General features: G+C 62.2%; 24 protein-coding genes. 15 read left to right on the top strand and 9 right to left on the bottom strand.

Going from position 1 to position 26,165, the window contains the following annotated elements:
• Positions 1–144 precede the first annotated feature (144 nt).
• From secG to NKJ11_RS20130, 4 genes are all read left to right on the top strand, one after another.
• Positions 145–603 (top strand): preprotein translocase subunit SecG, encoded by a 459-nt coding sequence (gene secG / locus NKJ11_RS20145; RefSeq protein WP_352676368.1) that lies wholly within the window; start codon positions 145–147, stop codon positions 601–603.
• A gap of 211 nt (positions 604–814) precedes the next feature.
• Positions 815–1,942: a L,D-transpeptidase gene (locus NKJ11_RS20140; protein ID WP_128303637.1), complete on the top strand. Its 1,128-nt coding sequence runs from the start codon at positions 815–817 to the stop codon at positions 1,940–1,942.
• A gap of 137 nt (positions 1,943–2,079) precedes the next feature.
• A complete protein-coding gene (pyrG, locus tag NKJ11_RS20135) occupies positions 2,080–3,717 on the top strand; it encodes a CTP synthase (protein WP_352554855.1) in 1,638 nt (545 codons plus the stop codon).
• A gap of 18 nt (positions 3,718–3,735) precedes the next feature.
• Positions 3,736–4,281, top strand: a complete 546-nt coding sequence (locus tag NKJ11_RS20130) for a DUF1697 domain-containing protein (RefSeq protein WP_352554856.1) — start codon at positions 3,736–3,738, stop codon at positions 4,279–4,281.
• 47 nt (positions 4,282–4,328) lie between these two features.
• Here the strand turns inward: NKJ11_RS20130 and NKJ11_RS20125 are convergent, their stop codons facing one another.
• Together NKJ11_RS20125 and NKJ11_RS20120 are read right to left on the bottom strand one after the other, a co-directional pair.
• Complete coding sequence (locus tag NKJ11_RS20125; protein ID WP_352554857.1) at positions 4,329–5,786, bottom strand: NCS1 family nucleobase:cation symporter-1; 1,458 nt, start codon at positions 5,784–5,786, stop codon at positions 4,329–4,331.
• Between the two features lie 243 nt (positions 5,787–6,029).
• Positions 6,030–6,932 carry a LysR substrate-binding domain-containing protein gene (locus tag NKJ11_RS20120; RefSeq protein WP_352794127.1) on the bottom strand — a complete coding sequence of 301 codons (903 nt, stop codon included), beginning with the start codon at positions 6,930–6,932 and terminating at the stop codon, positions 6,030–6,032.
• Positions 6,933–7,178: 246 nt separating this feature from the next.
• On the opposite strand from NKJ11_RS20120, the gene NKJ11_RS20115 reads away from it, so the two are divergent.
• From NKJ11_RS20115 to NKJ11_RS20080, 8 genes are all read left to right on the top strand, one after another.
• A complete protein-coding gene (locus NKJ11_RS20115; RefSeq protein ID WP_352794125.1) occupies positions 7,179–8,693 on the top strand; it encodes a leucyl aminopeptidase in 1,515 nt (504 codons plus the stop codon).
• A gap of 54 nt (positions 8,694–8,747) precedes the next feature.
• Positions 8,748–9,653 (top strand): proline iminopeptidase-family hydrolase, encoded by a 906-nt coding sequence (locus NKJ11_RS20110; protein WP_352794123.1) that lies wholly within the window; start codon positions 8,748–8,750, stop codon positions 9,651–9,653.
• An 18-nt stretch (positions 9,654–9,671) separates the two neighbouring features.
• Positions 9,672–11,333, top strand: coding sequence for an ABC transporter substrate-binding protein (locus NKJ11_RS20105; RefSeq protein ID WP_023813927.1), 1,662 nt, complete (start codon positions 9,672–9,674; stop codon positions 11,331–11,333).
• Between the two features lie 39 nt (positions 11,334–11,372).
• Positions 11,373–12,389 (top strand): ABC transporter permease, encoded by a 1,017-nt coding sequence (locus NKJ11_RS20100; protein WP_023813928.1) that lies wholly within the window; start codon positions 11,373–11,375, stop codon positions 12,387–12,389.
• Positions 12,389–13,360 carry an ABC transporter permease gene (locus tag NKJ11_RS20095; RefSeq protein WP_023813929.1) on the top strand — a complete coding sequence of 324 codons (972 nt, stop codon included), beginning with the start codon at positions 12,389–12,391 and terminating at the stop codon, positions 13,358–13,360. The genes NKJ11_RS20100 and NKJ11_RS20095 overlap by 1 nt, the downstream gene beginning before the upstream one ends.
• A complete protein-coding gene (locus tag NKJ11_RS20090; RefSeq protein ID WP_352794121.1) occupies positions 13,357–14,316 on the top strand; it encodes an ABC transporter ATP-binding protein in 960 nt (319 codons plus the stop codon). The genes NKJ11_RS20095 and NKJ11_RS20090 overlap by 4 nt, the downstream gene beginning before the upstream one ends.
• Positions 14,317–14,324: 8 nt before the next feature.
• Positions 14,325–15,311 (top strand): ABC transporter ATP-binding protein, encoded by a 987-nt coding sequence (locus NKJ11_RS20085; RefSeq protein WP_502897935.1) that lies wholly within the window; start codon positions 14,325–14,327, stop codon positions 15,309–15,311.
• A gap of 138 nt (positions 15,312–15,449) precedes the next feature.
• A complete protein-coding gene (locus NKJ11_RS20080; protein ID WP_352442414.1) occupies positions 15,450–15,752 on the top strand; it encodes a DUF982 domain-containing protein in 303 nt (100 codons plus the stop codon).
• A gap of 103 nt (positions 15,753–15,855) precedes the next feature.
• On the opposite strand, the gene NKJ11_RS20075 is transcribed toward NKJ11_RS20080, so the two are convergent.
• From NKJ11_RS20075 to NKJ11_RS20065, 3 genes are read right to left on the bottom strand one after another with little or no spacing between them, the layout of a single operon-like run.
• The gene (locus NKJ11_RS20075; protein ID WP_502905807.1) at positions 15,856–16,668 is read right to left on the bottom strand and encodes a DUF1194 domain-containing protein; all 813 of its coding nucleotides are present in this window, start codon (positions 16,666–16,668) and stop codon (positions 15,856–15,858) included.
• A gap of 30 nt (positions 16,669–16,698) precedes the next feature.
• A complete protein-coding gene (locus tag NKJ11_RS20070; protein WP_245273307.1) occupies positions 16,699–17,529 on the bottom strand; it encodes a hypothetical protein in 831 nt (276 codons plus the stop codon).
• The gene (locus NKJ11_RS20065; RefSeq protein WP_023813935.1) at positions 17,513–18,511 is read right to left on the bottom strand and encodes a DMT family transporter; all 999 of its coding nucleotides are present in this window, start codon (positions 18,509–18,511) and stop codon (positions 17,513–17,515) included. The genes NKJ11_RS20070 and NKJ11_RS20065 overlap by 17 nt, the downstream gene beginning before the upstream one ends.
• 151 nt (positions 18,512–18,662) lie before the next feature.
• Here NKJ11_RS20065 and NKJ11_RS20060 point away from each other — a divergent pair, with 151 nt between their 5' ends.
• Both NKJ11_RS20060 and dusA read left to right on the top strand, forming a co-directional pair.
• On the top strand, positions 18,663–20,645 hold the full coding sequence (locus tag NKJ11_RS20060) for a BTAD domain-containing putative transcriptional regulator (RefSeq protein ID WP_352612257.1): 1,983 nt from the start codon (positions 18,663–18,665) through the stop codon (positions 20,643–20,645).
• A gap of 242 nt (positions 20,646–20,887) precedes the next feature.
• The gene (gene dusA / locus NKJ11_RS20055; RefSeq protein WP_352612255.1) at positions 20,888–21,886 is read left to right on the top strand and encodes a tRNA dihydrouridine(20/20a) synthase DusA; all 999 of its coding nucleotides are present in this window, start codon (positions 20,888–20,890) and stop codon (positions 21,884–21,886) included.
• A 10-nt stretch (positions 21,887–21,896) separates the two neighbouring features.
• On the opposite strand, the gene NKJ11_RS20050 is transcribed toward dusA, so the two are convergent.
• Together NKJ11_RS20050 and NKJ11_RS20045 are read right to left on the bottom strand one after the other, a co-directional pair.
• The gene (locus NKJ11_RS20050; RefSeq protein WP_023813938.1) at positions 21,897–22,601 is read right to left on the bottom strand and encodes a TIGR02281 family clan AA aspartic protease; all 705 of its coding nucleotides are present in this window, start codon (positions 22,599–22,601) and stop codon (positions 21,897–21,899) included.
• 7 nt (positions 22,602–22,608) lie between these two features.
• Positions 22,609–22,842, bottom strand: a complete 234-nt coding sequence (locus NKJ11_RS20045) for a DUF1289 domain-containing protein (RefSeq protein ID WP_031213804.1) — start codon at positions 22,840–22,842, stop codon at positions 22,609–22,611.
• 197 nt (positions 22,843–23,039) lie between these two features.
• Here NKJ11_RS20045 and NKJ11_RS20040 point away from each other — a divergent pair, with 197 nt between their 5' ends.
• On the top strand, positions 23,040–24,038 hold the full coding sequence (locus NKJ11_RS20040) for a nicotinate-nucleotide--dimethylbenzimidazole phosphoribosyltransferase (RefSeq protein ID WP_352442446.1): 999 nt from the start codon (positions 23,040–23,042) through the stop codon (positions 24,036–24,038).
• Positions 24,039–24,050: 12 nt separating this feature from the next.
• Here NKJ11_RS20040 and NKJ11_RS20035 read toward each other — a convergent pair whose 3' ends face one another.
• Together NKJ11_RS20035 and NKJ11_RS20030 are read right to left on the bottom strand one after the other, a co-directional pair.
• Positions 24,051–24,581 (bottom strand): GNAT family N-acetyltransferase, encoded by a 531-nt coding sequence (locus NKJ11_RS20035; protein ID WP_352612253.1) that lies wholly within the window; start codon positions 24,579–24,581, stop codon positions 24,051–24,053.
• A gap of 50 nt (positions 24,582–24,631) precedes the next feature.
• Positions 24,632–26,152, bottom strand: a complete 1,521-nt coding sequence (locus NKJ11_RS20030; RefSeq protein ID WP_352442420.1) for a sensor histidine kinase — start codon at positions 26,150–26,152, stop codon at positions 24,632–24,634.
• Positions 26,153–26,165: the final 13 nt, after the last annotated feature.

Here is a 26,165-nt window from a genome sequence, read left to right as displayed (position 1 = left end):
TCCGGTGCCTGAAATCGTTGCAAAGGACGGGTTGCTTCCCATATTCCGGCCACGGGCTTGGAAATGCCGTCAAAGCATTGTATTGAGCCGCCTCCAATTCACCGGTCGTGTCCGCGGCCGGGCAAGGCCTTGCCAGGATAAACTATGGAAACCGTACTGATCGTCATCCATCTCATGGTTGTGCTCGCCCTTGTCGGCGTGGTGCTGCTGCAGCGCTCCGAAGGCGGCGGCCTCGGCATCGGTGGCGGCTCCGGCTTCATGACCGCGCGTGGCGCTGCCAATGCGCTGACGCGTGCGACGGCGATCCTGGCGGCCGCCTTCTTCGCCACCTCCTTGACCCTGTCGATCGTCGCCCGCTACGGCGAGAAGCCGATCGACATCCTCGACCGCGTGCCGGCGACATCGGACGGTGCAGGCAAAGGCGTGCTCAACCAGTTACCCGGCACGACCACCCCGGCGCCCGCAGGCACCACCACGCCGACGCCGCCGTCAGGCAACGATGCCGCGGCTCCGGCCACTGCGCCTGCCGCCGGCTCGACGCCGCCGGCGACCAACGGCACGGCTCCCGCCGCGCCGGCGGCCCCGCAGGTTCCAAACCAGTAGTCTTCGGCGGCTGAAGCCGCGATCTGTGCTCGTTTGAACACAGTCGCGGCAAATGCAGCGAGATCACAAAGATTCGACTGGGTGAGGTACGACCTCACGCTTGAGGCCCCCGCGCTTATTCGACTATAGATTGCGCGCGGCACTTCCGGCGCCCTTGGGGGGCGCTGGGCGACGCCGTGGGCAACACGCATAGAACGATCGGATCTTCGCCATGCAGCTTCGCAGCTTCATTTTCCTGGGACTTTGTGCCGCAATCGGCATCAGTTCCCCCGCTTTCGCTGGCGTTCCAGCCAATATGGCCGCACAGCCTTCGGTTGAAACAACCTCCGCCATCAACGTCGCCGTCAAAAGTGACGCGTCGCAATTGAAGCTTCTCAAGAAGAAGAAAAACCCGACGCCCGACGACCTCGCCCAGATCAAGAAGATCGAGGCCAAGATCGTTGCCGACAAGGAGGCCGCCAAAGCCAAGGCGCTCGAAGCCAGGAAACTGGCGATGCGCGAGGCGGCCAAGGCCAAGGCCGACGCTGAACGGCAGGCGTTCCTTGCCAAGAAGGGCAAGAGCGCGCCGGCAACCGAGGTGGCCGATGCCAAGCCGGCCAAGAAGCAGGTTGCCAAGATCATCGAGCCTATCGAACCGATCGCGCCGATCCAGTCGGCAGAGCCGCTTCCGGCAGAGGCGATGAACGTCGCCTTGACCGGCAACAATGGCGAGCTGCGCAGCGAGGTCATCGGCCAGAAGCAGCCGAGCAGCGGTGGTCTGTTCGCCGGTCTCTTCGGCGGCACCTCGTCCGGGTCTTCGATAAGCTATCTCCCTGAGACACGGGCTCTCGACCAGGTGCTCGCCAAGAGGGAAGCCAAGAAGCAGTTCAAGGTGAAGCCGGAATTCGTGCCGCAGGACGTGGAATTCAGCGGTTACGATGCGGGCACCATCGTCATCGACACCAGCGCGCGGCGCCTCTACCTCGTCGAATCGTCCTCCACCGCCCGCCGCTACGCCATTGCGGTCGGCCGCGAGGGTCTGCAGTACAAGGGTACGGTTGCGGTCGGCGACAAGCAGGAATGGCCGCGCTGGATCCCGACGCTGGACATGCAGAAGCGTGAGCCGAAGCATTACGGCCAGTACAAGGACGGCATGCCCGGCGGTGGTCAGAATCCGCTCGGCGCGCGCGCCATCTATCTCTATGACGGCAAGAAGGACACGCATCTGCGCATCCACGGCACCATCGCGCCGCAGTCGATCGGAACCAGCGCCTCGAATGGCTGCTTCCGCATGATCAACGAGCACGTCATGGACCTCTACAGCCGCGTCAGGGTTGGCACCAAGGTCGTTATCATCTGACGTTTTCGTCATCCTGCCGAAAGGGCCGGCTCAGCCGGCCCTTTTGTTTTGCCCTGTTCACGATCCGAGCGCCTTCTTGGGAAAAAACCTTCGCGGTGGTTTTTTCTCTGGCGGAATCAATCCGGCCGCGTTAAGCGATGACTCCCATGGCGCGATATGTATTCATCACAGGCGGCGTGGTTTCCTCACTTGGAAAAGGCATAGCCGCAGCGGCCCTTGGGGCTCTCCTGCAGGCGCGAGGCTATCGCGCACGCATCAAAAAACTCGACCCCTACCTCAATGTCGATCCGGGCACGATGTCGCCGTACCAGCATGGCGAGGTTTTCGTCACTGATGATGGCGCGGAAACCGATCTCGATCTTGGCCATTACGAGCGCTTCACCGGCCGCTCCGCCAATCAGCAGGACAACATCACCACCGGCCGCATCTACAAGAACATCATCGAGCGCGAGCGGCGCGGCGATTATCTCGGCGCAACCGTGCAGGTCATTCCGCACGTCACCGACGAGATCAAGAATTTCGTCCTCAACGGCAATGACGACTATGATTTCGTGCTTTGCGAGATCGGCGGCACGGTCGGCGACATCGAGGCGATGCCGTTCCTGGAAGCGATACGCCAGCTCGGCAACGACCTGCCGCGCAACAACGCCGTCTACGTGCATCTGACGCTGATGCCCTACATCCCGACGGCCGGCGAGCTGAAGACCAAGCCGACCCAGCATTCGGTCAAGGAACTGCGCGGCATCGGCATCGCGCCCGACATCCTGCTGGTCCGCGCCGATCGCGCCATTCCCAAGGAAGAGCGCAGAAAACTGTCGCTGTTTTGCAATGTGCGCGAAAGTGCCGTGATCCAGGCGCTCGACGTGCCGCATATCTACGATGTGCCGATGGCATACCATAGGGAAGGGCTCGATTCGGAAGTGCTGGCCGCCTTCGGCATCGATCCGGCGCCGAAGCCGCGCATGGAGCCCTGGCAGGCGGTGTCCAACCGCATCCACAATCCGGAAGGCGAGGTCACCATCGCCGTGGTCGGCAAATATACCGGCCTCAAGGATGCCTACAAATCGCTGATCGAGGCGCTGTCGCATGGCGGCCTGGCCAACCACGTCAAGGTCAAGCTCGACTGGATCGAATCGGAGATCTTCGAAAAGGAGGATCCGACGCCATGGCTGGAAAAGGTGCATGGCATCCTGGTTCCCGGCGGCTTTGGCGAGCGCGGTGCCGAAGGCAAGATACTGGCGGCGAAGTTCGCGCGCGAGCGCAAGGTGCCGTATTTCGGCATCTGCTTCGGCATGCAGATGGCCTGCATCGAGGCGGCGCGGTCGCTGGCCGGCGTCGAACATGCGTCTTCGACCGAGTTTGGTCCGACCGAGGAACCGGTCGTCGGCCTGATGACCGAATGGCTGAAAGGCAACATGCTGGAGAAGCGCCGGGAAACCGGCGATCTCGGCGGCACGATGCGGCTCGGCGCCTATCAGGCCGAACTCGCCAAGGGCTCCAAGATCGCCGAGATTTACGGCGACACACAGATTTTCGAGCGCCATCGCCACCGCTACGAGGTCAATATCGACTACAAGGAGCGACTCGAGGATTGCGGCCTGGTATTCGCCGGCATGTCGCCCGACGGCGTGCTGCCGGAGACGGTCGAGTATCCAGACCACCCCTGGTTCATCGGCGTGCAATATCATCCGGAACTGAAAAGCCGGCCGCTCGACCCGCATCCGCTGTTCGCCAGTTTCATCGAGGCGGCGGTGGAGCAGAGCCGGTTGGTGTAGCGATCAGGTCGGGCGGCAATGCAGACCTATGTCGCGCTGCTTTACAGCATCATCCTGGGCGAGGGCCGCCGGGTCGTCATGGCCGACCTCAAGGCCATGGCCGAAGAGCTCGGGCTGAACAACCCGCGCACGCTGGTGGCGACGGGCAATCTGGTCTTCGAGGCACCGGCAACTGATATCGCCGACCTGGAACAGCGGCTGGAAGCAGCCTTCGAAAAAACCTTCGGCCGCCATGTCGATATCATCGTGCGCGGTGCCGAGGACTGGCTGAAGCTTGCCGCCGGCAATCCGTTTCCAGATGAATCGAATGCGACCGCGGATCAGGTGGCGGTGCGCGTGATGCGCCGGCCGGTGCCGGACGAAGCCGTCACGGCGCTCGGCTCCTATGTCGGCAAAGACGAAAAGATGCACGCCGTCGCTGGCAATATCTGGATTGTCTTCTCGCGCGCCGCACCCAGTTCACGGCTTCTGACCGCAGCGAGCCACAAGCGTCTGGGCGTCGGTACCTCACGCAACTGGAACACGGTGCGAAAACTGGCCGAGATGGTGGGCAGTAGGCAGTAGGGAAGCGGTTCTCTACTCCCTCACACCTACTGCCTACTGCCTCATTTTCAAGCCTTTGCCGTCTTCGCTCCGGCGCCAAGGGCGGCGGTGCGCAGCACGTAGTAGATGATGCCGGCGATCGCCACGCCGAAGAACCAGCCATAGACGCCCCACCAGGACGGCAGCCAGTTGGTGAAGTTGGGCAGGATCGACGAGAAGATGGCGCCGATGCCGGCGGCGATAAAGGCATTGACGTGCCAGCCGCCCTGGAAACGGAACTCGCCGTCTTCGCGGTAAAGCGCCTCGACGTCGACCTCACCCTTCCGGATCAGGTAGTAGTCGACCATCATCACCCCGAAGATCGGCCCCATCGTCGCGCCGATGATGTTGACGAAGGAAGCGGCACTGCCTTCCCATGGCGCGAAGGGATAGAGCAGCAGGGCAATGACGGCCGCGATATAGCCGCCCTTCTTGAAGTCGATCTGCCTGGGGAAGACGTTGGAGAAGTCGAAGGCCGGCGAGACGAAATTGGCGACCACGTTGATGCCCAGGGTCGCAACTGCAAAGGTCAGGGCCGCGAGCGCCGCCAGGAACCAGCTGTCGAATTTCGCCGAGATCTGGTCGGGATGCAGCAGCACTTCGCCATAGACGTCAAAGGCGGCAATGGTGGTGACGCCGGCGACCAGCGAGAACAGGATGAGGTTGATCGGCAGACCCCAGATGTTGCCCTTGCGCAGCGATGCCTTGTCCGGCGCGTAACGGGCGAAATCGCAGAAGTTGAGATAGAGCGCCGAGAAATAGGTGACCCAGATTGCTGCCACCGCAAACAGCGAAGTCCACGAGCCGGGCGTGCCGGGCACGCCCGCGTCCTTCGTCTTGTCCAGCAACACGTCCATCGGGATGTCGCTGGTGAAGGCAAATCTCCCGGATTTGACGCAGAGATAGATCGCCAGGATCAGCATCATCACCCACACCGCGGGGCCGGCCCAGTCCTGGAAGCGGCGCACGGTTTCCATACCGTTCTGGATGATCAGCAGTTGCAGCGCCCAGATAACCACGAAGCAGATCACCTCCAGGCCGGTATGGCCGAGGAAATGCGTGCTGGCGTTGAAATCGGCGAACCATTGCGTGCGGATCAACAGCGCCACGATAGCGCCGGAGGCGGCAGCCGTCTGCGCGCCGTACCAGAAGCAGGCGACGATGGCGCGCACCAGTGCCGGTATGTTGGCGCCCCAGATGCCGAAAGAGGCGCGGGCAAGCACGGGGTAGGGCACGCCCGTCTTCACGCCGGCATAGCCGACCATGTTCATCAGCGCGTAGATGATCAGCGATCCGATGCCTATGGCGATGATGAAATTGACAAAGCCGCCGCAGAACAGGAACAGACTGGCGGCGAGATAGTAGCCCCAGAGGCTGTGAACGTCCGACGTCCAGACGTTGAAGATCGAGAATGGTCCCCAGTTTCGAACTTTGGCTGGAGCCAGATCCTCGTTATAGAGATCAGGTGAAGCACCCTGTATTGTCATTGCAATGGTCCCCTTTTGCAGCACGCGCCCTCACGCGTTGGCCGCGTGCAGGTTAAGCCTGCCGCAGGGGAACCGACAAGCAACCTATTTGCCGGCTTTGGCCTTAAAGATATTCAATGAGAACTGCGATTATCGATGCACGGCGATGGTGGGTCATCGCTGAGCCCGGCACGGATGATTCGAAGTTCGACGCCGGGATTCCAATCTGAAGCGGTGGCTCCCGACTCTTCGGTAGGGGGCCATCTAGGTGATGGCCATAAGCTGCTTGTGATCCGCGACTTCGGCGAGCAGCCAATCCTGAAACAGGCCGGTGCCTGGTTTGTTGCCGATGCTGCGACGCTGATGCAGGTAAATGCCGGCCGGATAGGTGTGGCGGGCACGGAACGGGGCGACCAGTTTGCCTTGCTGCAGAAAATCTTGCGCCATCATCGTGTCCGCGAGCGCTATTCCCGCGCCATTGATCGCTTCGCGCATGATCAAGGTGCAATCATCCAGTGTTGTGCTGGATTTTGGCGTCGTTTCCAGAACGCCTTCCTGCTCCAGCCAACGCTTCCATCTCATGGTTTCGCATTCATGGATCAGATGATGATTGACCAGATCGTCCGGCGATCGCAGCGGCACAGGCCCCTCCAAAAGCGAAGGCGCACAGACCGGCGTCAAAAGCAGCGGGATCAGCAGCGTCAAAGCCGGGCCGGCCTTGTAGACGAACTCGTCGACAATGGCCAAATCGAAGTTGGCGCGCTTGCCTGAAGTGGAAATCTCCAGATCCACCGACGGATGCAACCGGCGAAAGTTCGGCAACCGATCCGCCAGCCAAAGGTTCAGAACGGTGGGCACGCACAAGACCCGCACACGTTGGATCTTGCCGTGGCGCGACCCCTCGGAGAGGCTGACGTCATCGGTGGCGCGCCAGATGGCTTCGAACGCCTCCGAGAGGCTGCGCGCATAGTAGGAGCCCCTGATGGTTGGGGTTATCTGGCGAAAACCGCGTTCGAACAGGTCCTGGCCAAGATTTCGTTCAAGCGCGCGGATGTGGCGGCTGACAGCCGAGGGTGTCAGATGCAGTTCTTCCGCCGCGTCCTTGACGCTGCCGAGGCGAGCGGCGGCCTCGAAAGCGCGCATGCCATTGAGTGAGGGAAGGGCCATTGGCCGATCATGAATTGTCAGTTGAGTTTTTGTCAATCGACATGGGCAGAATTCGCGTTTGATCGCCTGCCCCGTTAGGGGATACCCAGAAGACAAGAGCAATTAAGTCGTCTCAAGAAAGCGACTGTTTGGGGACCGGCATTATACCACGAACGGCGGAGACCGGCTTGACCAGTCTCCACCGGGGCGAGCGAAGCGTTGCTCGCTACCGGCTGGTGTTGCCGCAATTGGAGAGAGCGCCAGCCTATGCCTCAATCGCCAGCGCCGGTTTTCGAGACCGCGGACGAGATTTCCGCCGAAGCCTCTGTCGTCGTGATTTTGCAAACTGCCCACACGGGCTTTGGCCCGCGGGCAGTCGCCCTGGATGCCGAGATGAGCGGGATTCTCTCTCGCGCCTGCTCCGACCCGGCCGCCTTGGCCGAATCCGGCACCTGCATCGATCTTATTGCTCCTCAGGCCGTATCGATTAAGCGCGTGGTCGTCCTGGCCTTGGGCAAAGCTGAAACCGTAACCGCCCTGTCGTTGGCACGCGCCGGCGGTCTGCTTGCCGCGCATCTGGAGGGCAAGGGAGAATGCGCGGCCACGCTGGTCCTGGACCCCATCGCCGGCGTTGACCTGCCCGGAGCCGAAATCCTGGCGCGTGTCGCGCTCGGCATGCGGCTGCGCCGCTATCGTTTCGACATGCGCAACCGGCGGCAAGGGGCGGGAGCGGATCGAACCTTGCGGGTGAAACTGGTCGGGGCCCGCGGCCCGGATCTGACCGCGGCGCTGGCGCGGATCAATGCCATCGCCGACGGTGTCGAATATGCGCGGACCCTGGTCAACCTGCCGCCGAACCATCTCCATCCCGACAATTTCCATGATCATCTGGAGCCGCTGCGTGAAGCCGGAATCGACATCGAAATGCTCGATGCCGTGCAACTGAAGGAGCTCGGCATGAACGCGCTTCTTGCTGTTGGATCGGGCTCGGCGCGCCCGCCCCGGGTCGCTGTCCTGCGTTACCGGGGCAAGGGTGCGCCCGCTCAACCACTCGCTTTCGTCGGCAAGGGCGTCTGCTTCGATTCGGGAGGCCTCTGCATCAAGGGCGGAGCGCAGATGTTCGACATGAAAGCCGACATGGGCGGAGCGGCCGCTGTGGTCGGCCTGCTGATCGCGCTCGCCCGGCAAGGCAGCCCGGTACACGTTGTCGGTGTTCTCGGCATCGCCGAGAACATGCCATCGGGCACCGCGCTCAAACCGCGCGACATCATCACCACGGCCTCGGGACAGACCGTGGAAGTGTTCGACACGGACGCGGAAGGACGCCTGCTTCTGGCCGACTGCCTCCACTATGCAGCCACGCGCTTCAACCCTTCGGTGATCGTCGATCTGGCAACGCTGACCTATTCGGTGACGCGTGGCCTGGGCTCGATATTCGCCGGCCTGTTCAGCACCGACGATGCCATCGCGTCACAGATGATCGCGGCCGGAGAAACGGTCGGCGAACGGTTCTGGCGGCTGCCGCTCGACCGGGCCTATGATGAGGGCCTGCAATCGCCGTTCGCGGACCTCAGGCATCATGCCAAGGACATGGAGGACGGCGACGCTCCCTATGCCGCGGCCTTCCTGCGCCATTTCACGGAAGATCGCCCCTGGGTGCATCTCGACATCGCCAGCAAGGAACTGACCGACACCGATCGGCCTCTCGGCAGGCAAGGTGCCACGGCATTTGGCGTGCAGATGCTGGAAGAGTGGGTGCAGGTCAGCCGAAACATAAGTTAGGCCCCCGTCGTCACGGACAAATACAAGATGCCTTCAACCGCACTGGGAACTGGGATGTCATCTGAGATCATCGGCATGGAAGGACGGGGCGCTTTCGGTGCCTACGAGACCTGGTATCGGGTCAGTGGCGAACTCGGTGGCGAAAAGGCACCGGTGGTGATCCTGCATGGCGGCCCGGGCGTCGCCCACAATTATGTCGATGCCTACAAGCTTCTTGCGCGAAGGGATCGCGCCGTCATTCATTACGACCAGTTGGGCTGCGGCAATTCCACCTTACTGCCTGAGAAGGGCGCCGATTTCTGGACACCTGGGCTGTTCATCGACGAGCTTGAAAACCTGGTCGACCACCTCGGCATTCGGGCGGGCTTCCACGTGCTCGGCCAGAGCTGGGGCGGCATGCTGGGCGCCGAATATGCCGTGACGCGGCCGAAGGGTCTGAAATCGCTGACCATTGCCAACTCACCGGCGTCCATGAAGCTGTGGGTCGAAGAGGCCCACCGGTTGCGTGCGGATCTGCCCGCCGATGTGCAGGAGACTCTGACCCGGCACGAGCAGGCCGGCACGACGGACGATGCGGCGTACCAGGCGGCGACGATGGTGTTCTACGAGCGGCATGTCTGCCGGGTCGTGCCTTTCCCGCCCGAAGTCACGGAAAGTTTCGCCCAGGTCGTGCGCAATCCGACCGTCTATAATCTGATGAATGGGCCAAACGAGTTCCACGTCATCGGAACGTTGAAGAACTGGAGCATCGTCGACCGTCTGCCGGCCATCGATGTTCCCACGCTGATCATCTCCGGACGTCACGACGAGGCCACGCCCGCGACCGTGCAGCCCTACAAGGACGGCATCAAGGGGTCGCGCTGGGAGATATTCGAGCATTCCAGCCACATGCCGCATGTCGAAGAGCAAGATGCGTGCATGCGGGTGGTGGGAGACTTCCTGGACCACAACGATAACTGAAAAAAGGGGAATCAAGACATGAAGAAACTGCTTCTGGCGGCAACAGCCGCGGCATTGCTGGCCGGTACATGGCTGGCCCCGGCACAGGCCGAATATCTCAAGGAGCACCGGGGCGGCACCATCCGCCTGCTGGCCCGCTCCGCGGCCGGAACGCTCGATCCGCACATCAATTACACGGACCAGGGCTGGCAGATGTACCAGCCGATCTATGACGGCCTGGTGGCCTTCCGCAAGGCCGAGGGCATGGACGGCTTCACCATCGTTCCCGATCTGGCCGAGGCGTTGCCGCAGGTCAGCAATGACGGTAAGACCTTCACCTTCAAGCTGCGCAAGGGCATCAAGTTCTCCAGCGGCCAGGATCTTGGCGTGAAGGACGTCGTCGCTTCCTTCCAGCGCATCTTCAAGGTTTCCGGACCCACCTCCGGCACGTTCTATGCTGGCATCGTCGGCGCGGACAAATGCCTGGCCGACACCAAGAGCTGCACGCTGGAAGGCGGCGTTGTCGGCGACGAAGCGGCCGGCACCATCACCATCAACATCACCAAGCCGGATGCCGAACTGCTCTACAAGCTGGCCTTGCCGCATGCCGTGGTCCTGCCGGCGGACACGCCCGCAGAAGACATGGGTTCCAAGCCCATTCCCAGCACCGGCGCGTACACGATCTCGGCCTTCGACCCCAACAAGGGCATGACGGTTTCCCGCAACCCCAATTTCAAGCAGTGGAGCGAAGAAGCCCAGCCGGACGGCTATCCGGATGTCGTCCAGTATGATTTCGGCTTGTCCGAAGAGGCAGCCGTCACCGCGATCCAGAACGGCGAAGCGGACTGGATGTTCGACGCTCTGCCCAGCGATCGCCTGGGCGAACTGGGCAGCAAATCCATGGACCAGCTGCACATCTCACCGCTTTCGGCTTGGTGGTACGCGCCGCTGAACAACCGTCTCGCACCCTTCGACAATGAAAAAGCCCGCCAGGCCGTTGCCTATGCGATCGATCGCAACACGCTGGTCAAGCTGTTCGGCGGCAAGGTGCTGGCTTCGCCGGTCTGCCAGGTCCTGCCTCCGGACTTCCCCGGCCATGAAGACTATTGCCCCTTCACCAAGAATCCGGGCGCCAAATGGTCGGCTCCTGATCTCGACAAGGCAAAGCAGCTCGTCGAGGACTCCGGCACCAAGGGCCAGAAGGTGACGATCATCGTCGAGGACACCGCCATTTCGCGGTCCATCGGCGTCTATCTGCAGAGCGTGCTGACCAGCATCGGCTATGTCGCCGACGTCAAGCCGATCTCGTCGAACATCCAGTTCACCTACATCCAGAACACCAACAACAAGGTGCAGATGTCCGTCACCCAGTGGTACAAGGACTATCCTGCGGCCTCGGACTTCCTGAACATCCTGTTCAGCTGCGCCTCCTTCCGTGAAGGTTCGGACGCCTCGATCAACATCGCCGGCTTCTGCGACAAGGAAATCGACGCCAAGATGCAAAAGGCATTGGACCTCGGCGTCACCGATCAGAAAGCCGCCGACAAAATGTGGGCTGAAATCGACAGGCAGGTCACCGACAAGGCACCTGCCGTCGGCCTCTTCACGCCGAAGCGGCTCGACTTTGTCAGCAAACGTCTCGGCAATTTCAAGTTCAACCGGCAGTTCAACTGGATGATCACCCAATCCTGGGTACAGTAATGGCCTGGGTGCAGTAACGAACCGCGGAGAGGCACGCGCGTGTCGAACCAAGCTGTCACCATGCCGCGCAAGACGCGAGGGCCCTGGGCCGTCGCGTTTGCGAAGCTGGCAACGGACGGGGCTGCCATGGCGTCCCTGGCCGTGTTCCTCCTCATCGTCCTTGCCTGCCTCAGTGCGCCTCTTTATGCGAAATGGGCAGGCGTGGATCCCTTCGCCTCGACGCTCGACGCCGTCATCCAGATCGACGGTGCCGACGTTCCGGTGATGGAACAATCGACGGAAGGGCTGGGGCTTGGCTACACACCGCTCGGCCCGACCTGGCGGCTGGGCAATTATTTCCTCGGCGCCGACAGCCAGGGCCGCGATGTCATGGCCAGGATGCTCTATGGCGGGCTGAGCTCGTTGTTGATCTCCGGAGCAGCCACTATCTTCACCCTGATCCTGGGCACGGCGGCGGGATTGATCGCCGGCTATTTCGGCGGCGTCACCGACACGGTGCTGTCGCGCTTCCTCGACATACTGTGGGCGTTCCCGATCTATCTGCTGGCGATTTCGCTCTCCATCGTCACCATCGCGCATGGCATCACGATCGGTCCGATCCAGATCGAGTCCGGCAGTCTGTGGCTGCCTGTCATCATCATCGGCATCGTCTACGTGCCCTATGTGGCCCGCCCAATCCGCGGGCAGGTTCTGGCACTGCGTAAAAGCGAGTTCGTGCTGGCCGCGATCAATCTGGGCGTGCCGGGGTGGCGCATCCTGTGGCGCGACATCCTGCCCAACGTCACCACCACGCTCATCGTCTTCGTGCCGCTGATGATGGCGCTAAACATGCTTACGGAATCGGCCCTTTCCTTCCTTTCGATCGGCGTGCAGCCACCCGCAGCGAGCTGGGGCACCATCATCCAGGACGGACAGGCGCTGCTTTACACCAGGCCATTGGTGGCGCTGGTGCCGGGGCTGGCGATCGCGGTTTCCGTCATGGCGCTCAATGTCTTTGGCGACGGCCTGCGCGACGCGCTTGATCCGCGCTCCAAGGTTCGGCTGGGGCGCGACTGATGATCTACGCCATCCTGCGCCGTTTCGGCCAGATGCTGTTCGTGATGTTCGGCATCTCGGTCATCGTCTTCCTGATTTTCTTCGCAACGCCGGGCGCCGACCCGGCGGCGCGGATCGCCGGCCGCAATGCATCGCCCGAAGTGCTGGAGGCGGTACGCCACAGCTTCGGCTTCGACCGGCCGCTCTACGTGCAATATGTGACGATGATGGAGAAGATCTTCGTCACAGGCGACTTGACCTCCTTCGTCAATCGTGGCTGGAAAGTGGTGCCGGCGGTGATGGATTCGATTCCGGTCACGCTCTCGCTGGTGTTCGGAGCAGCGATCCTGTGGGTGGTCGTCTCCATCATCATCGGCATCGCCGCCGCCGCCACGCGCGGCAGCTGGCTGGACAAGCTGCTGATGGCGCTAGGGCTGCTCGGTATTTCGATGCCGGTGTACTGGCTGGGCGAAGTGATGAACCTGATCACCCAGAGCCGCTACCACGACAGCTGGGCGTTCTCCTGGGTGCCACCGCTCGGCTACAAGAATTTCTCCGACGATCCGAAGGGCTGGTTTCTGACCCTGGTCATTCCCTGGATCACACTGTCCATTCTCTATATCGGCATTTACGGGCGCGTGCTGCGCGCGGCAATCATCGAATCGCTGCAGGAAGACTATATCCGCACGGCCCGGGCCAAGGGGCTGTCGGAAACCCGCATCCTGCTGCGCCATGCCTTGCGCACGTCGCTCATCGCCTTCGTCACTCTGTTCGGCCTGGATTTCGGCGCGCTGGTGGGAGGCTCGGCCTTGCTCACAGAGGTGGTGTTCGGGCTGCACGGCATCGGCAAGCTCACTTATGACGCTCTGCAGAATCTCGATCTGCCGATGATCATGGCGACGGTGATGTATGCGTCCATGTTCGTGGTTATCGCCAATGCGGTCGTCGATTTCGTCTACATCCTTCTCGATCCGCGCCTGAGGACATCATGATACTGTCGGTGCGCGACCTCAGAGTTTCCTTCCGCACAAATGATGGCCTGGTGCGGGCCATTGATGGCGTTTCCTTCGACCTCGAGGAGAGCGAGATCCTCGGTGTCGTCGGTGAGTCCGGTTCCGGCAAGACCGTGTCGCTGCTGGCCGTCATGGGTCTCATCACCGATCCCAACGCCACCATCGAAGGGTCGATCCGCTACAAGGGCCGCGAACTCGTGGGACTGCCCGCGCGCGAACTCAGGCGGCTGCGCGGCAACGAGATCGCGATGATCTTCCAGGATCCGATGACCGCATTGACGCCTGTCTACACGATCGGCTGGCAGATCGCCGAACAGATCCGCGCGCATCGCAACATCAGCAAGTCCAAGGCGATGGAGCGCGTCGAGGAACTGCTGGCCGAGGTGAATTTTCCTAACCCGCACGAGGCGATGTCGCGCTATCCGCACCAACTGTCCGGAGGCATGCGTCAACGGGCGGTGATCGCAATGGCTTTGTCCTGCAATCCGGCGCTGCTGGTGGCCGACGAACCGACCACGGCGCTCGACGTCACCGTACAGGCCAGTATTCTCGATCTGGTGCGCAAGCTGCGCGCGACGCACAAGTCGGCGGTCGTCTTCATCACGCATGACATGGGCGTGGTCTCCGAACTCGCCGACCGGGTCATGGTCATGTATGCCGGCCGCGTGGTGGAGCGCGGCAGTCGCGCGGAGCTGTTTTCCGATCCGCGACACCCCTATACGCGCGCGCTGCTGGGTTCGATCCCGCCGCTGACCGGCGAAAAACCACGGCGCCTGCCGGCCATTCCCGGTTCGCCGCCGTCATTGCTGCGATTACCGCAGGGCTGTGCGTTCGGTCCGCGGTGCCCGGTTCACTACGAGCCCTGCGAGGCCGGCAAGCCCGACCTCGGGAGCGGCACCCATGCCGCGGCATGCTTCAGGGTGGCACAGGCATGAGCGGACCGATGATCGACAAGAACCGCCCAATCCTCGAGACGCGTTCGCTGGGCAAGCGCTTTTCGATCGGGAGCCGCTTTTCTGCCGAGGGCAAGCGAACCGTCCATGCGGTCGACAATGTTTCCCTGACCGTGTGGCGCGGCGAGACGGTTGGGCTGGTCGGCGAATCCGGATGCGGCAAGTCCACGCTGGCGCGCTGTCTGGTGAGGCTCTACGACATATCGGACGGCGAGCTTCTGTTCGAAGGCAAAGACATCACCTCGAAGTCGCTGTCTGAACTCAGGCCGCTGCGGCGGCGCCTGCAAATGGTTTTCCAGGATCCGTCGGCATCGCTCAATCCGCGCCGGCGCGTCGGCGACCTGGTGGCCGAGCCGCTGCGCATCCATGGCAGGCTCTCGTCGAGCGAGATCACTAAACGCGTGGCGGAACTGTTTGACCTTGTCGGCTTGCTGCCGGATCACGTCATGCGGTTTCCGCACGAATTTTCCGGCGGACAACGCCAGCGCGTCGGCATCGCGCGGGCTATTGCCCTGAACCCGGACCTCGTGGTCCTGGACGAACCCGTCTCCGCGCTCGACGTGTCGGTGCAGGCGCAAATCGTCAACCTGCTTGCCGATCTACAGGAGAAGCTCAACCTCACTTACATATTCATCGCCCACGACCTGTCGGTGGTACGTCAGGTTTCAACCCGCATCGCGGTCATGTATCTCGGCTCGATCGTCGAAGAAGGGCCGGCGGAAGAAGTGTTTGCAGCACCAGCCCATCCCTATAGCCAGGCGCTGATCTCGGCGGTTCCCGTCGTGGAGACGACGCCCGGTGGGACGCGCAAGCGCATCATCCTCACCGGCGACGTACCGAGCCCGCTGAACCCTCCAACCGGCTGCCGTTTCCATCCCCGATGCCCGATCGCGGCGGAGCGCTGCCGTTCGGAGCGGCCGCAGTTACGGGAATACCGGCCCGGTCGCAAAGTCGCCTGCCACTTCCCCACGATGTAGGCGACACTCACCACCGCACGGGTGATCGCCTTCGCCTGACAGATTTCTAAAAAATTCCATTTTTGCCGGGAACCAACTGGCTATTGGCGCGTTTGGTGGGGTTCGATCGAGCGCATTGCGGTCGACCGGGAGGAAGCGATGGATCAATTGCATTTCTTTTCGCCCGTGCGGATTTCGCGCGGGCAGGGACACCCTTTGGAAGAAATCGATAGTGTTGCCGAAGCCATGATGTTCTTGCGGAAATGGCCGACGGGACGGCGCGGTCCGGTTTATCAGTGCGCGCTGAATTGTTGCTCGGCCGCCTTGTCGGGCCAGATGTCGGCCGAGGAAGCAAGGAAAGCGTTCACCGGCTTTGCCCGCATCACGCGTCTTCTCGATGACGACATGGCGTTGCCGGTGCCCGGCGAAAGCAAGGCAAGCGTACACGCGTTGCGGCGATAGGCTGTTGTCCTGACGGTCCCCACAAGGTCCCGCGGTGCAAGGCGCGGGACCTTGTGCCGCGCTCGGTTTGACGCATCGAAAGTTCGTCCTGCATGGCACACTTTCACAGCGGACGGTCGTTCATGCTTACTTCGGTCACGAGCTTGCGGCGAAGCGCCATGGTGTAGTCGTCTGGCCCCTTTGGCGTCATGACGAAGGCTTGGGAACCGCCAATCACCGATTTGGCAAAATAGGATGCCAGAGGTTCGCCGGGATTCTCATCCTCCGTCGGGATGGCGATGGCGTTGATCGTATATCCCTTGGCTATGGCGTTCGACCTGCTCGGCTGGACGGGAAGCCCGTCGTTGTTCTCGCCGTTGGAGGAGATATCGATGACTTTCTTGGCTGCCTTTCCCGGAAACTGGTCGAGCAGGAGACTGCCGATGTCGATAGCCGAGGAAACGGATGTTCCGCCTCGCCCTCTGCGGATGAAGCCGGTATCGCCTTTCCTGCTGATCACCGCAGCCGCCGCTTTGGCATCTTCCAGTCCGCAGATGCTTGTCCACGGCAGCACGATGCGCGCGTGTCCGGGGCTCGACCATTCAAAGTAGGCAATGCCGATGCAGCCAACGTAATTCCGGCTGATGGCGGCGATGATCTCTGGCGAGGTGAGTGCCGCGGCATGTCCCTCGCGTTGCATATCGGCGATCTTTGGATCGATTGACGACGAGAAATCAACCGCGAACACGATAGCGACGTCAACGTTCGCGGCATGGGCAGAGATCGCACAAAACATCGAAGCTGCGACTATTCCTGTCACTCTCGAGATTGAACTGACCGGCGTCAGAATGCCCCAACCTTTCGTCCGTACCCGTTCACGAAAGGATAGGGGGCCGGCGTCCTGATGATATACACTGCCAAACATGTCATTCTCCATCTCGACATCCGGTCGTTTCAAAAAGCGAGCTCAACATGTGGAAATTTGGCGGGGCGCCTTGGCACCCACCCCGAACAGCAGCAGATCGGCCTTGGTCCACAAAAGATAACAGCCGAGCAAGGTCAGTGGCATGGCGAGTGCCGCGAAGGACCCGCCCGACCAGACCTCCGGCAGAGCTCGGCCGAGGGCGACGGTCGTCGCCAGCATTGCCGGCAACCGGCTGGCGAGCACCGCACTGCGGAACGGATCGGGCCAAGCGGCCGGCCACATCGGAATTGGCGTGCCGGGCCTGTGGAAGGTGCTGCCGAATTTGCCCAGGGCATGGAGCAGGCCAGAGGTCGCCGCAAGCAATGGATCGCCGAGCAGCAACAGGGCAATACCGAGTCCGATCGCACCCAGACCCGACAGGAAGTCGCCCAGACGGTTGAGGGTGGGATCGGGAGCATCCGGCCTTGCCCAGGCCCGGTGATAGGCCTCGCCGCCCCAGAAGAAGACCAGGGTGGTCAAGGTCAGCGCAACAGTGCCATGGCTGCCGGCGAAATATTCGATCACCGCCATGGTGACGCTGCTTCCCTCATGCAAGCCGACCGGCGCGGTAGCAATCTGGATCGCGAGACCGACAATGAGGCCGAGCGCGTTACCGCTGTTGTAATAGCCGCCCGGTCCCTTCATGCGGGCGCGAAGCGCCGAAACCAAATGTGCGATAGGAAGAAGGATCGTCCGCGCGTCCATCACTGCGCCCCCACGACAAGTCCTGCCGCCATCGGCAAGGCCACCGCCGCCTGGCTGATCGACGCCACTGGCCCCGTGTCGGGCGGCAGCCGGGGCCGGAATAGGTTTCGCATCACCGGCAAGGGTCATCACATTCCTCCACTGGACCTGAATTGTTGGGGTGACGATCGCCTGCCCAATTTGCGGCGGCAGCTGCAAAGGCAGGGGCCCCGTCGGAGGGTTGAACCGAAGCGGTTCGCAAGGACGTGCGTGCCTGCGGCGCTCGGTTCGACAGTGCCACGGACAGGATCGCACCCAGAATGATGGCGGCACCCAATGCGCTCGCGGACGAGCTCCGCTCGCCGAGAAAGATCGCCGCGCCCAGCGCCCCGAAAACGCTTTCTGCGCTGACGATCACGGCGGCGTGGCTGGCCGGCGTAAAGCGGAGGGCAACCGTCTGTATGCCGAAGGCAATCGCAGTGGAGAACACGCCGAGGATCGCCAGTTCCGGGCCGGCTGCGAATGCGGCGGCCAACGACAGATTGCCTTGCATTGCGCCGAGCGGCAGGGCGAAGGCTGCGGCGCCGAAGAACTGTGTCGCGGCTGCGGTGAACGGCCGCGCATGCACCTGCATGTGCCGGCCCAGCTCGACTGCCCAGAGCGCATAGCAGGCAGCCGAGAGGACAGCGGTGAGATCGCCACTGCTGAACCCGGCAATCCCATCCGACAACAGCAGTGCGCCAACAACGGTCAGCCCGGCGGCGACCGTGAGACTCGCTGTCGGACGCTCGCCTGCGAGAAACCAGGCGGCTAGCGGTGTCATTACCGTTGCCGTGCTGACCAGGAAGCTGGCATTGGTGACGGAGGCACTGATATAGCAAAGCTGCTGGAGCGTGATGGAGATGGCAAACAGCGCGCCCACCTTGGCCAAGCTGGAAAAATAGTCCGGCCCGAGCGAAAGCCGCCTCTCCATCAAGACAAAGGGCAGCACAAGCAGCCCGCCGATCAGGCAGCGCAGACCCACCGCACTCAGCGCGTCGAGATGCACAAGCACCATCTTTTGCGAGACATTGCCGAAGCCCCACAAAGCGGCTGCGAATAGCAGCAGCAAATTGGCTCTTGTCCTGGACACGCGTCCCCCTCGAACCAAGCCTTTCGTTGACTTGGTCACTTTAATTTAGCAAAGCCTAAACAGCCTGCCGTTACGGCAGCGCTTGAGCGCGAAGGCCGACTGTTGCGAAGCGTTAGTTTTGAGTTAGGATTTCGTCAGGCTGGGATAGCAAATGCAAAGTGAGGACAGGGGCGCTGCAAATAGAATCTCACTCTTCGGCGGTTTCCGGATTGAAAATGAAACGGCCGGTCCGCTTCGGCTGACCGGGAAACGAGGGCCGGCAATCATCGCCTATCTGGCCCGGTGTCCGGGCATGGCGGCGACGCGGGAGAGGCTGGCTGACCTCCTATGGGGCGACAGTGACGGCGAACATTCGCGCAACAGCCTTCGGCAAGCCCTCAGTGTCCTGCGCCAGGATCTGGCGCGAGAAGGGGTGGATCTCATCCATTCCAGCGGTGAGCTGATCGCCCTGAGGCCAGAGGCCTTTCAAATCGACGTGGAGAAGTTCGAAACGGGTCTCTCGGCCCGTTCCGCTCAGGACCTCGCGAAGGCCTTGGCGAACTACACCGGGCCCTTCCTCGACGGGCTTTATCTGGGAAGCAATGCGTTCGATGACTGGATCACATCGGAACGCGACAGGCTGCTTAGCCGTGCGCTTGAGTCCTTCGAAAAGCTGGCCCGTCTCGTCGACCCCGATGCAGGGCTGATCCTAGCCGATCGTATTTTGGCCATGGAACCGACACGGGAAGAATCCTATCGGCTCAAGATGGAATTGCTCCTTGCATGTGGCCAACGCGACAGGGCAATCAGGACATACGAAGCTTGCAGAAGCATGCTGAAGAAGGAGTTCGGCGTCGAAGCAGGCCCTGAAACGCGGGCGCTTTGGCAATCTCTGTTGCTTGCCGCCGACGACGCCTCAAATGTGCAGTCGACAAGTGGTGTTCCGGCCAGCCAGCGCCTTGGGCGCCCGTCCATCAGCGTTGCCGACTTCGTCAATCTGACCGGAAAGCAAGGCGACGACTTTTTCGCCAAGGGACTTGTCCAGGACATCACGACGGCCCTCTCCGAAGTGGCCGACTATGTCGTGCTCGCCGCGCTTCCGCCCGAGAAGAGCGGCCCGGGCGAAGAAGCCAAGACGCCAGGGATACTCCGGGCGCGATATATGCTCAGCGGCAGCGTCCAGAGATCCGGCAATGGGTTGAGGGTGAATATCCAGCTCGTCGACGCCGCCGGCGGCCACCACGTCTGGGCCCAGAAATTCGACGGCCACTCCGAAAACGCGCTCGAATTCCAGGACAGGATCGCACAGTCTGTTGTTCTTGCCGTGATCCTCGAACTTCAACTGACCAACTGGAAGGTTCGAGACAAAAGCCCGCCGGGTACCCCTGAAGTGCGCAGGCTGGTCAACGAAGCCCTCATGAAATATTTTGAGATGACTCGGGACTCGCTTTTGGTGGGGGTAGAGCTTGCCGAGAAGGCTTTCTCGATAGGTCCCGACAACGCCCGTGCAAAGCGGACGCTCTCGATCGTAATATCCATGGGCGTGGCGTTTGGCGCGCTGCCTCGGGAGCGTGGGGTGATCGAGCGTGCGGTCGAACTCGCGGAAGCCGCGGTGCGGGCGGTACCGGACGATGAAATTGCCCGATGTATCTTGTCGTTCGCTCTCGAAAGTTGCGGTCGTATCGACGAGGCGATCGCCGAATGCCGCCACGCGATCAGCCTCAACCCAAGCTACCCGACTGGCCACGGCGATATTTCGATGCTCTTTGCGTTGCGCGGGCAGGTCGACGAAGCGGTGCGCGAGGCCAACGAAGCAATCCGGCTCGGAACGCACGATGTGATCGACTTCTGGCGCCACCACGGCCTGGTTGTGGCGCTCTTCGCTGGCGGAGACAACCAGCGGGCGCTCGAAGCCGCCCGCAAAGTGGTCAGGACAAAGCCGGGCTTCGTTCGCGGTGCCCTTTATTGGGCCGCGACCGCGTCGGCCACCGGGAACAACGAAGAAGCGTCCCGAGCCATCCACCATTGCCTGTCACAACTTCCGCATCTCAATCTGAGCAATGTCTGCCCTGGCTTTGTGCCGCGCTATGTGAAGGATCATCACCATTCCCGGTTCCTTGAGATGCTGTCGAGGGCTGGCCTTCCCAGTTCCTAGCCACATCTTTGGCGCAGACACCATCATACGAAACTGGAGGGTTCCATCCTCCGCCCAGGCATCGAAAGCAGATGACGCGTTGGCAATTCCGGCCAGGTCGACCTATAAGCTACCCCTGCGATTGAGCTAGTCGCGCCGCACGCCGTCGCGCCAGCCAGTCATCCGCCGAATTTGCGGCTTGGCCTATCATGGCACGTGATAGAGTTCATACGATACGATTTAACCTATTGAAGTTACTAAATATGCAAGAGTATCAAAGGTTTAGGATAGCCATAGCCCCGATGATGGACTGGACGGACCGGCATTGCCGGTTCTTCCACCGCCAGTTGACGAGCCATGCACTGCTTTACACCGAGATGGTGGTGGCCGACGCGGTCATTCACGGCGCGCGCGAGCGGCTGCTCGGCTTCGATGCGACGGAACATCCGGTCGCGCTGCAGCTCGGCGGCTCTGATCGTGAAAAGCTCGCCGAGGCTGCCCGCATCGGCGAGGCTTTTGGCTATGACGAGATCAACCTCAATGTCGGCTGTCCGTCGGACCGCGTTCAGTCGGGCACGTTCGGCGCCTGCCTGATGAAGGTGCCGGACCTCGTCGCCGGCTGCGTCGCAGCGATGAAGGCGGCGGTGACAATTCCCGTCACCGTCAAATGCCGCATCGGCGTCGACGAGCAGGACCCGGAACCAGCCCTCGATGCGCTGGCGGATGGGGTTTTCGATGCCGGCGCCGACGCGTTGTGGGTGCATGCACGCAAGGCGTGGCTGGAAGGGCTGAGTCCCAAGGAAAACCGAGACATCCCGCCGCTCGATTACAGCAGAGTCTATCGACTGAAGGCAAAAAAGAACAACAAATTCATAGGCATAAATGGTGGAATTCAGTCGATTGAAGAGGCCCAGGCGCATCTCGACCATGTCGATGGCGCCATGCTTGGCCGCGCCGCCTACCACACGCCCGGCATTCTGGCCGGCGTCGATGCCGCTTTCTACGGCGTCCAGTCCGAGCCGTTCGATTTTGCCGCGCTGATCGATACCATGGCGGACTATGCGGCACGCCATATCGAGCAGGGTGGCCGGCTTGGCCATGTCACCCGCCATATGGTCGGACTGTTCCATGGCCTGCCCGGTGCGCGCCGCTACCGGCAGATCCTGTCCACCGACGCGACAAAACCCGGCGCCGGCCCGGACGTGCTGAAGACGGCTTTCGCGGCCGTCGAGTTCGGTGGAGCAGCAGCCGAAGCGGCTTGAGTTTTGGAGATCAATCCCTGAGGATCATGCGGTCGCCGCGCACGTCAAAACCCGACAATGAACCGATGAAGTTCATGCCGAGCAGGCTCTGGCTGAGCATGCCGGGTGCGGCGATCATCACCGACATATCCCTGCGCATGATGCCGCCGATCGCAATCTGATCGGTTTTCACGGCCGCGGCGCGTGCCATGCCGTTGGCGGTCGAAACCGGTATGGTGTAGTTGAGCGCGGCCGGATTGAATCCGGCGGCCTGCGCATCCTGTGACGTCAGCACGGTGCTGGTTGCACCCGTATCCACCACGGCCCGGACCGGGTTGCCGTTGACCAGGATGCGCGCTTCGAAATGGCCGTTGTCGGCCTTGTCGAGCGTCACCGTGGCGTGACCGTCTTCGACGCCGAGCGCAAGCGGGCTGCCGGGAACAAGGCCCGCGGTCACCCGGCTGGCGACATCCTGCAACTCATAGCGATATTGGTAGCCAGCGATCAGCGCGAGTGCGATCGCCGCCCAGGCGCCGAGGTTGCGGGCCATGGCGCCCAGGGGCCGGCCCGAGCGAAGCAGGCCGGCGCCGACAAGGGCGCCAAAGGCGCCGAGCCAGATCAGTCGGCTGAAATCGTTGTTCTCGACGCCGAGCGTGCTGCCGGCGGAATCGTTGAGCATGAGCAGGACTGCTCCCACCCCGATCGCGGCCATCAAGATCCAGAACAACCGGCTCATCCGCACCTCACGATAGCGCGTCGCGTTCGCGCGTCATGCGGGTGCGGCGCGTTTCCCGGCGCGGCCGGCGCTCGACCGTTTCCAGCCGGGCCGGCAATTGCGCCATGACGCTGCGGCGCGTTTCCGTCGTCATCCCGATCCAGGCGCCGATCTCCTCGCGCGTGCGGCCGCAGCCGAAACAGAAGCCGGTTTTCATGTCGATCGAACAGACCAGGATGCACGGGGATTCGATGGCCGTCATGACTTTCTCTTGGGCTTCCATCCGGAATCCCTTGTTCCACCTCCACATGGTGCAACGGCAAAGCCAATGCAAGCCCTCGCGATTGCGCCCTTCGGGGCCGGCTTTGCGTCAAATGCAGGCCCATCATCCCGGAGGTTGTGCCAACCTCGCAAGGCGGCTATGCCGCTCACCAACTCCAGGGAATGATCGACAACAAGATGACCAGCGCACTGCCTTTCGACGATTTTCGCAACCTGTTGGCCAATCTGCCGACGGCCGACACGGCAGCCGAGACCCGCGTGCGCATGCTGTTTGCCAAGGCCGACAAACCAGGCAATTCGCTTGGCCGTATCGAGGACATCGCCGCGTGGCTGGCAGCCTGGAGCGGGCGGGCCCCGCCCGCGGTGACAAGACCGCTGATGGCGGTCTTTGCCGGCAATCACGGCGTCACGCGCCACGGCATTTCGCCACGGCCGGTGGCGGCGACCGCCAATGCGGTCGAGCTTTGCGCCGCCGGAGGTGCCGCGATCAACCAGATCTGCATCGCCAACGATCTCGGACTGAAGGTCTTCGATCTCGCCCTGCACATCCCGACCGCCGACATCACCGAGGATGCTGCGCTCGACGAGCGTGGCTGTGCCGCCACCATGGCCTTCGGCATGGAAGCGATCGCCGGCGGCACCGACCTTTTGTGTCTCGGCGATCTCGGCGTCGGCAACTCCACCGTCGCCGCCACCCTGTTTGCGGCGCTGTTCGGGGGCAGGGGCGCCGACTGGGTCGGCGCGGGGTCGGGGGCCGATGCGGCCATGCAGGCACGCAAGGCCGACGTGGTCGATGCTGCGCTGGCTTTTCATGACGGCCATCTCGGCGACCCGCTCGAGGCGCTGCGCCGGGTCGGCGGCCGTGAATTCGCAGCAATCGCCGGCGCCATCCTTGCCGCGCGGATGCAGAAAATCCCGCTGCTGCTCGACGGATTGGCCGCCACGGCAGCCGCAGCGGTACTGCATGGCGTCAATCCCACCGCGCTCGATCATTGCCTGCTGGCCAGCCTGTCGCCAGAGCCTGCGCATGCACGCGCCGCCCAACGGCTCGGCCTGCGCCCGTTGCTCGATTTGGGCATCAGCCATGGCGAAGGGGCAGGGGCCGCCCTTGCCGCGGGGCTGGTCAAGGCCGCCGCGCTGACCAGTTCGGGCATGGCTGCGGCAGTACGCGGCTAGAGTCTTGAGGTATTAGCGCCGGAGATTGGGAATGCGATAGACGACAGCGTTGTATTTTGGGTTGGAGCGGCCGCCGACTATTACGCCTCCAAGGCGTTCCGCTATTCTTCTGCTGGCCACGTTCCTTTCGGCAACCGGATATTCGAAGCAGTCCGGTTCAAGTGCCTCGGAGGCCCACTCCGCGACAGCAGCAATTGCCTCTTGGCCAATGCCGTTTCCTTGAGCGTCTTCCCTGATCCAGATCCCGAGTTCGGGACACACGGTCTTCGCTGCATGAAGGCCGACAAGTCCCAGACAGCGATCGTCCGCCAATGCACGCACAACAAAGTGCAAATCCGATCCGTCCTGGATTGGCGTCAGCCAGGATCGCCATACTTTGGCAAAGGCCGCCAGTGATCGAGGTGGTTCCCACTGCATGAAACGGGTGATGGCGGGAGTGATGGCGAAAAAGAGGTCTTCAGCGTCGTCGGCTGTAAACAGCCTCAAGCGAAGGCGGTCCGAGTGGATCTCTATGCCAACGACGTGCCAATCACCTTCTGCCATCGTGGGGCGCCGTCCTTCTTGCTGGCCATCGACACAGTTCGCCGCGACGCTTACCGTCGTCGAGCCGCCACCGCCGCTGTCGGCAGTGCTGGCAGTTCCTCCATCACCCGGCTCAGCGGAAAGATGGCGATCGCCTCGGTCCCTTCGCGCAGCTTGGAATGAAGCTCGAACTCGCCGCCATGCATGGCGAGCAGCCCTTGCACGATCGGCAAGCCAAGCCCGGTGCCTTGCTCGGCGCTCTTGATCGCGATCGAGCCCTGGCCGAAGGCGGAAAGCACGATCGGGATCTCGTCTTCCGGTATGCCCGGACCGTTGTCCTTGATCGAAATGTATTGTCCGCCGCCCGCCGTCCAACCAACGCGGACACGGATTTCACCGCCGGTAGCGGTGAATTTTATCGCATTCGACAGAAGGTTGAGCGTGATCTGTCGCACCGCACGCTCATCAGCGAAAAGGCGCGGCAGTTCGTGCTCGAAATCCTGGACGACCCGGATATCCTTGTTGCGCGCCCTCAACTCCATCATGTGACAGCAGTCCTCGACGATACCAAGCAGCATCACCGGCTCTTCGTTGAGCTGGTAGCGGCCGGCCTCGATGCGCGAGAGGTCGAGGATCTCGTTGATCAGGTCGAGCAGATGCTGGCCGGATTCGTGCACGTCATGGGCGTAGTCGCGATAGGTGGGATTGCTCATCGGCCCCAGCACCTCGTTCGACATCACCTCGGAAAAACCGAGAATGGCGTTGAGCGGTGTGCGCAATTCGTGGCTCATCGAAGCGAGGAACCGCGATTTCGCCAGATTGGCGTCTTCGGCCCGCCGCCGCGCCTCGTCCGACATCGATTTCGCCGTCTCCAGTTCGGCGATCAGCGCATCCTTTTCGGAGCGGAACGACAACATCATCAGGGACGAGTGGTTGAGATGCCGGGCCACATAGGCGAAGAACGGCAGCGACATGACCAGCAGCGCGGCCATGATCGCCTCGACCGGCATCCATAGCTTGGCGCCGGCATAAGCGTAGAGCGCCACGGGAACGGCAAAGGTGGCCAACAGCGCCCCGCGCAGAGACGAGGTCATCACCGCGGTCGCCGCCATGGCGAACAACAGCACCACGGCCTTGACGATGTGGAACGGATCGACCTCGCAGACGCTGCAGCCAAGCCACACAAACCATGCCCAGCCGAGACCGCAAAGGAAATGGCCGATCAGGAATTCCCGTCGTGCTTGCGAAGGGTTGAGGTCGGAAGCTTCCGTGCGCTCGATGCGCCGCGCCATGAAGGCAACGATGGTGTAGCAGGTCAGGGCGAACAGCGCCCAGAGCCCGATCTCGTTGCCGATTCCGGCCAGCCGGCCGGCCGCCGCGATCGACAGGACAAGAAGCGGGATGGCGATGGCGCCGCTGGTCATCGCGCGGGCATGCAGCTTCAACAGTTCGCGATCGAAATCGGGATTGCCGGCCTGCTGCGAAAGACGGTCACGCGTCTTGCGCACCGCGCGCGCCACATCGCTGTTGCGATGAGGTTTCCTGCGGTCCACAATGAACTTGTCCGCTGTGTTCGAGCGTTGCAAGGGCATCAAAACTTCAATT

Origin of the sequence: Mesorhizobium sp. M0243, assembly GCF_040321775.1 — a bacterium.
In the GTDB taxonomy this organism is placed as follows: domain Bacteria; phylum Pseudomonadota; class Alphaproteobacteria; order Rhizobiales; family Rhizobiaceae; genus Mesorhizobium.
Note: the sequence above shows the minus strand (reverse complement) of the source record. Positions and strands in the feature narration are given on the sequence as shown.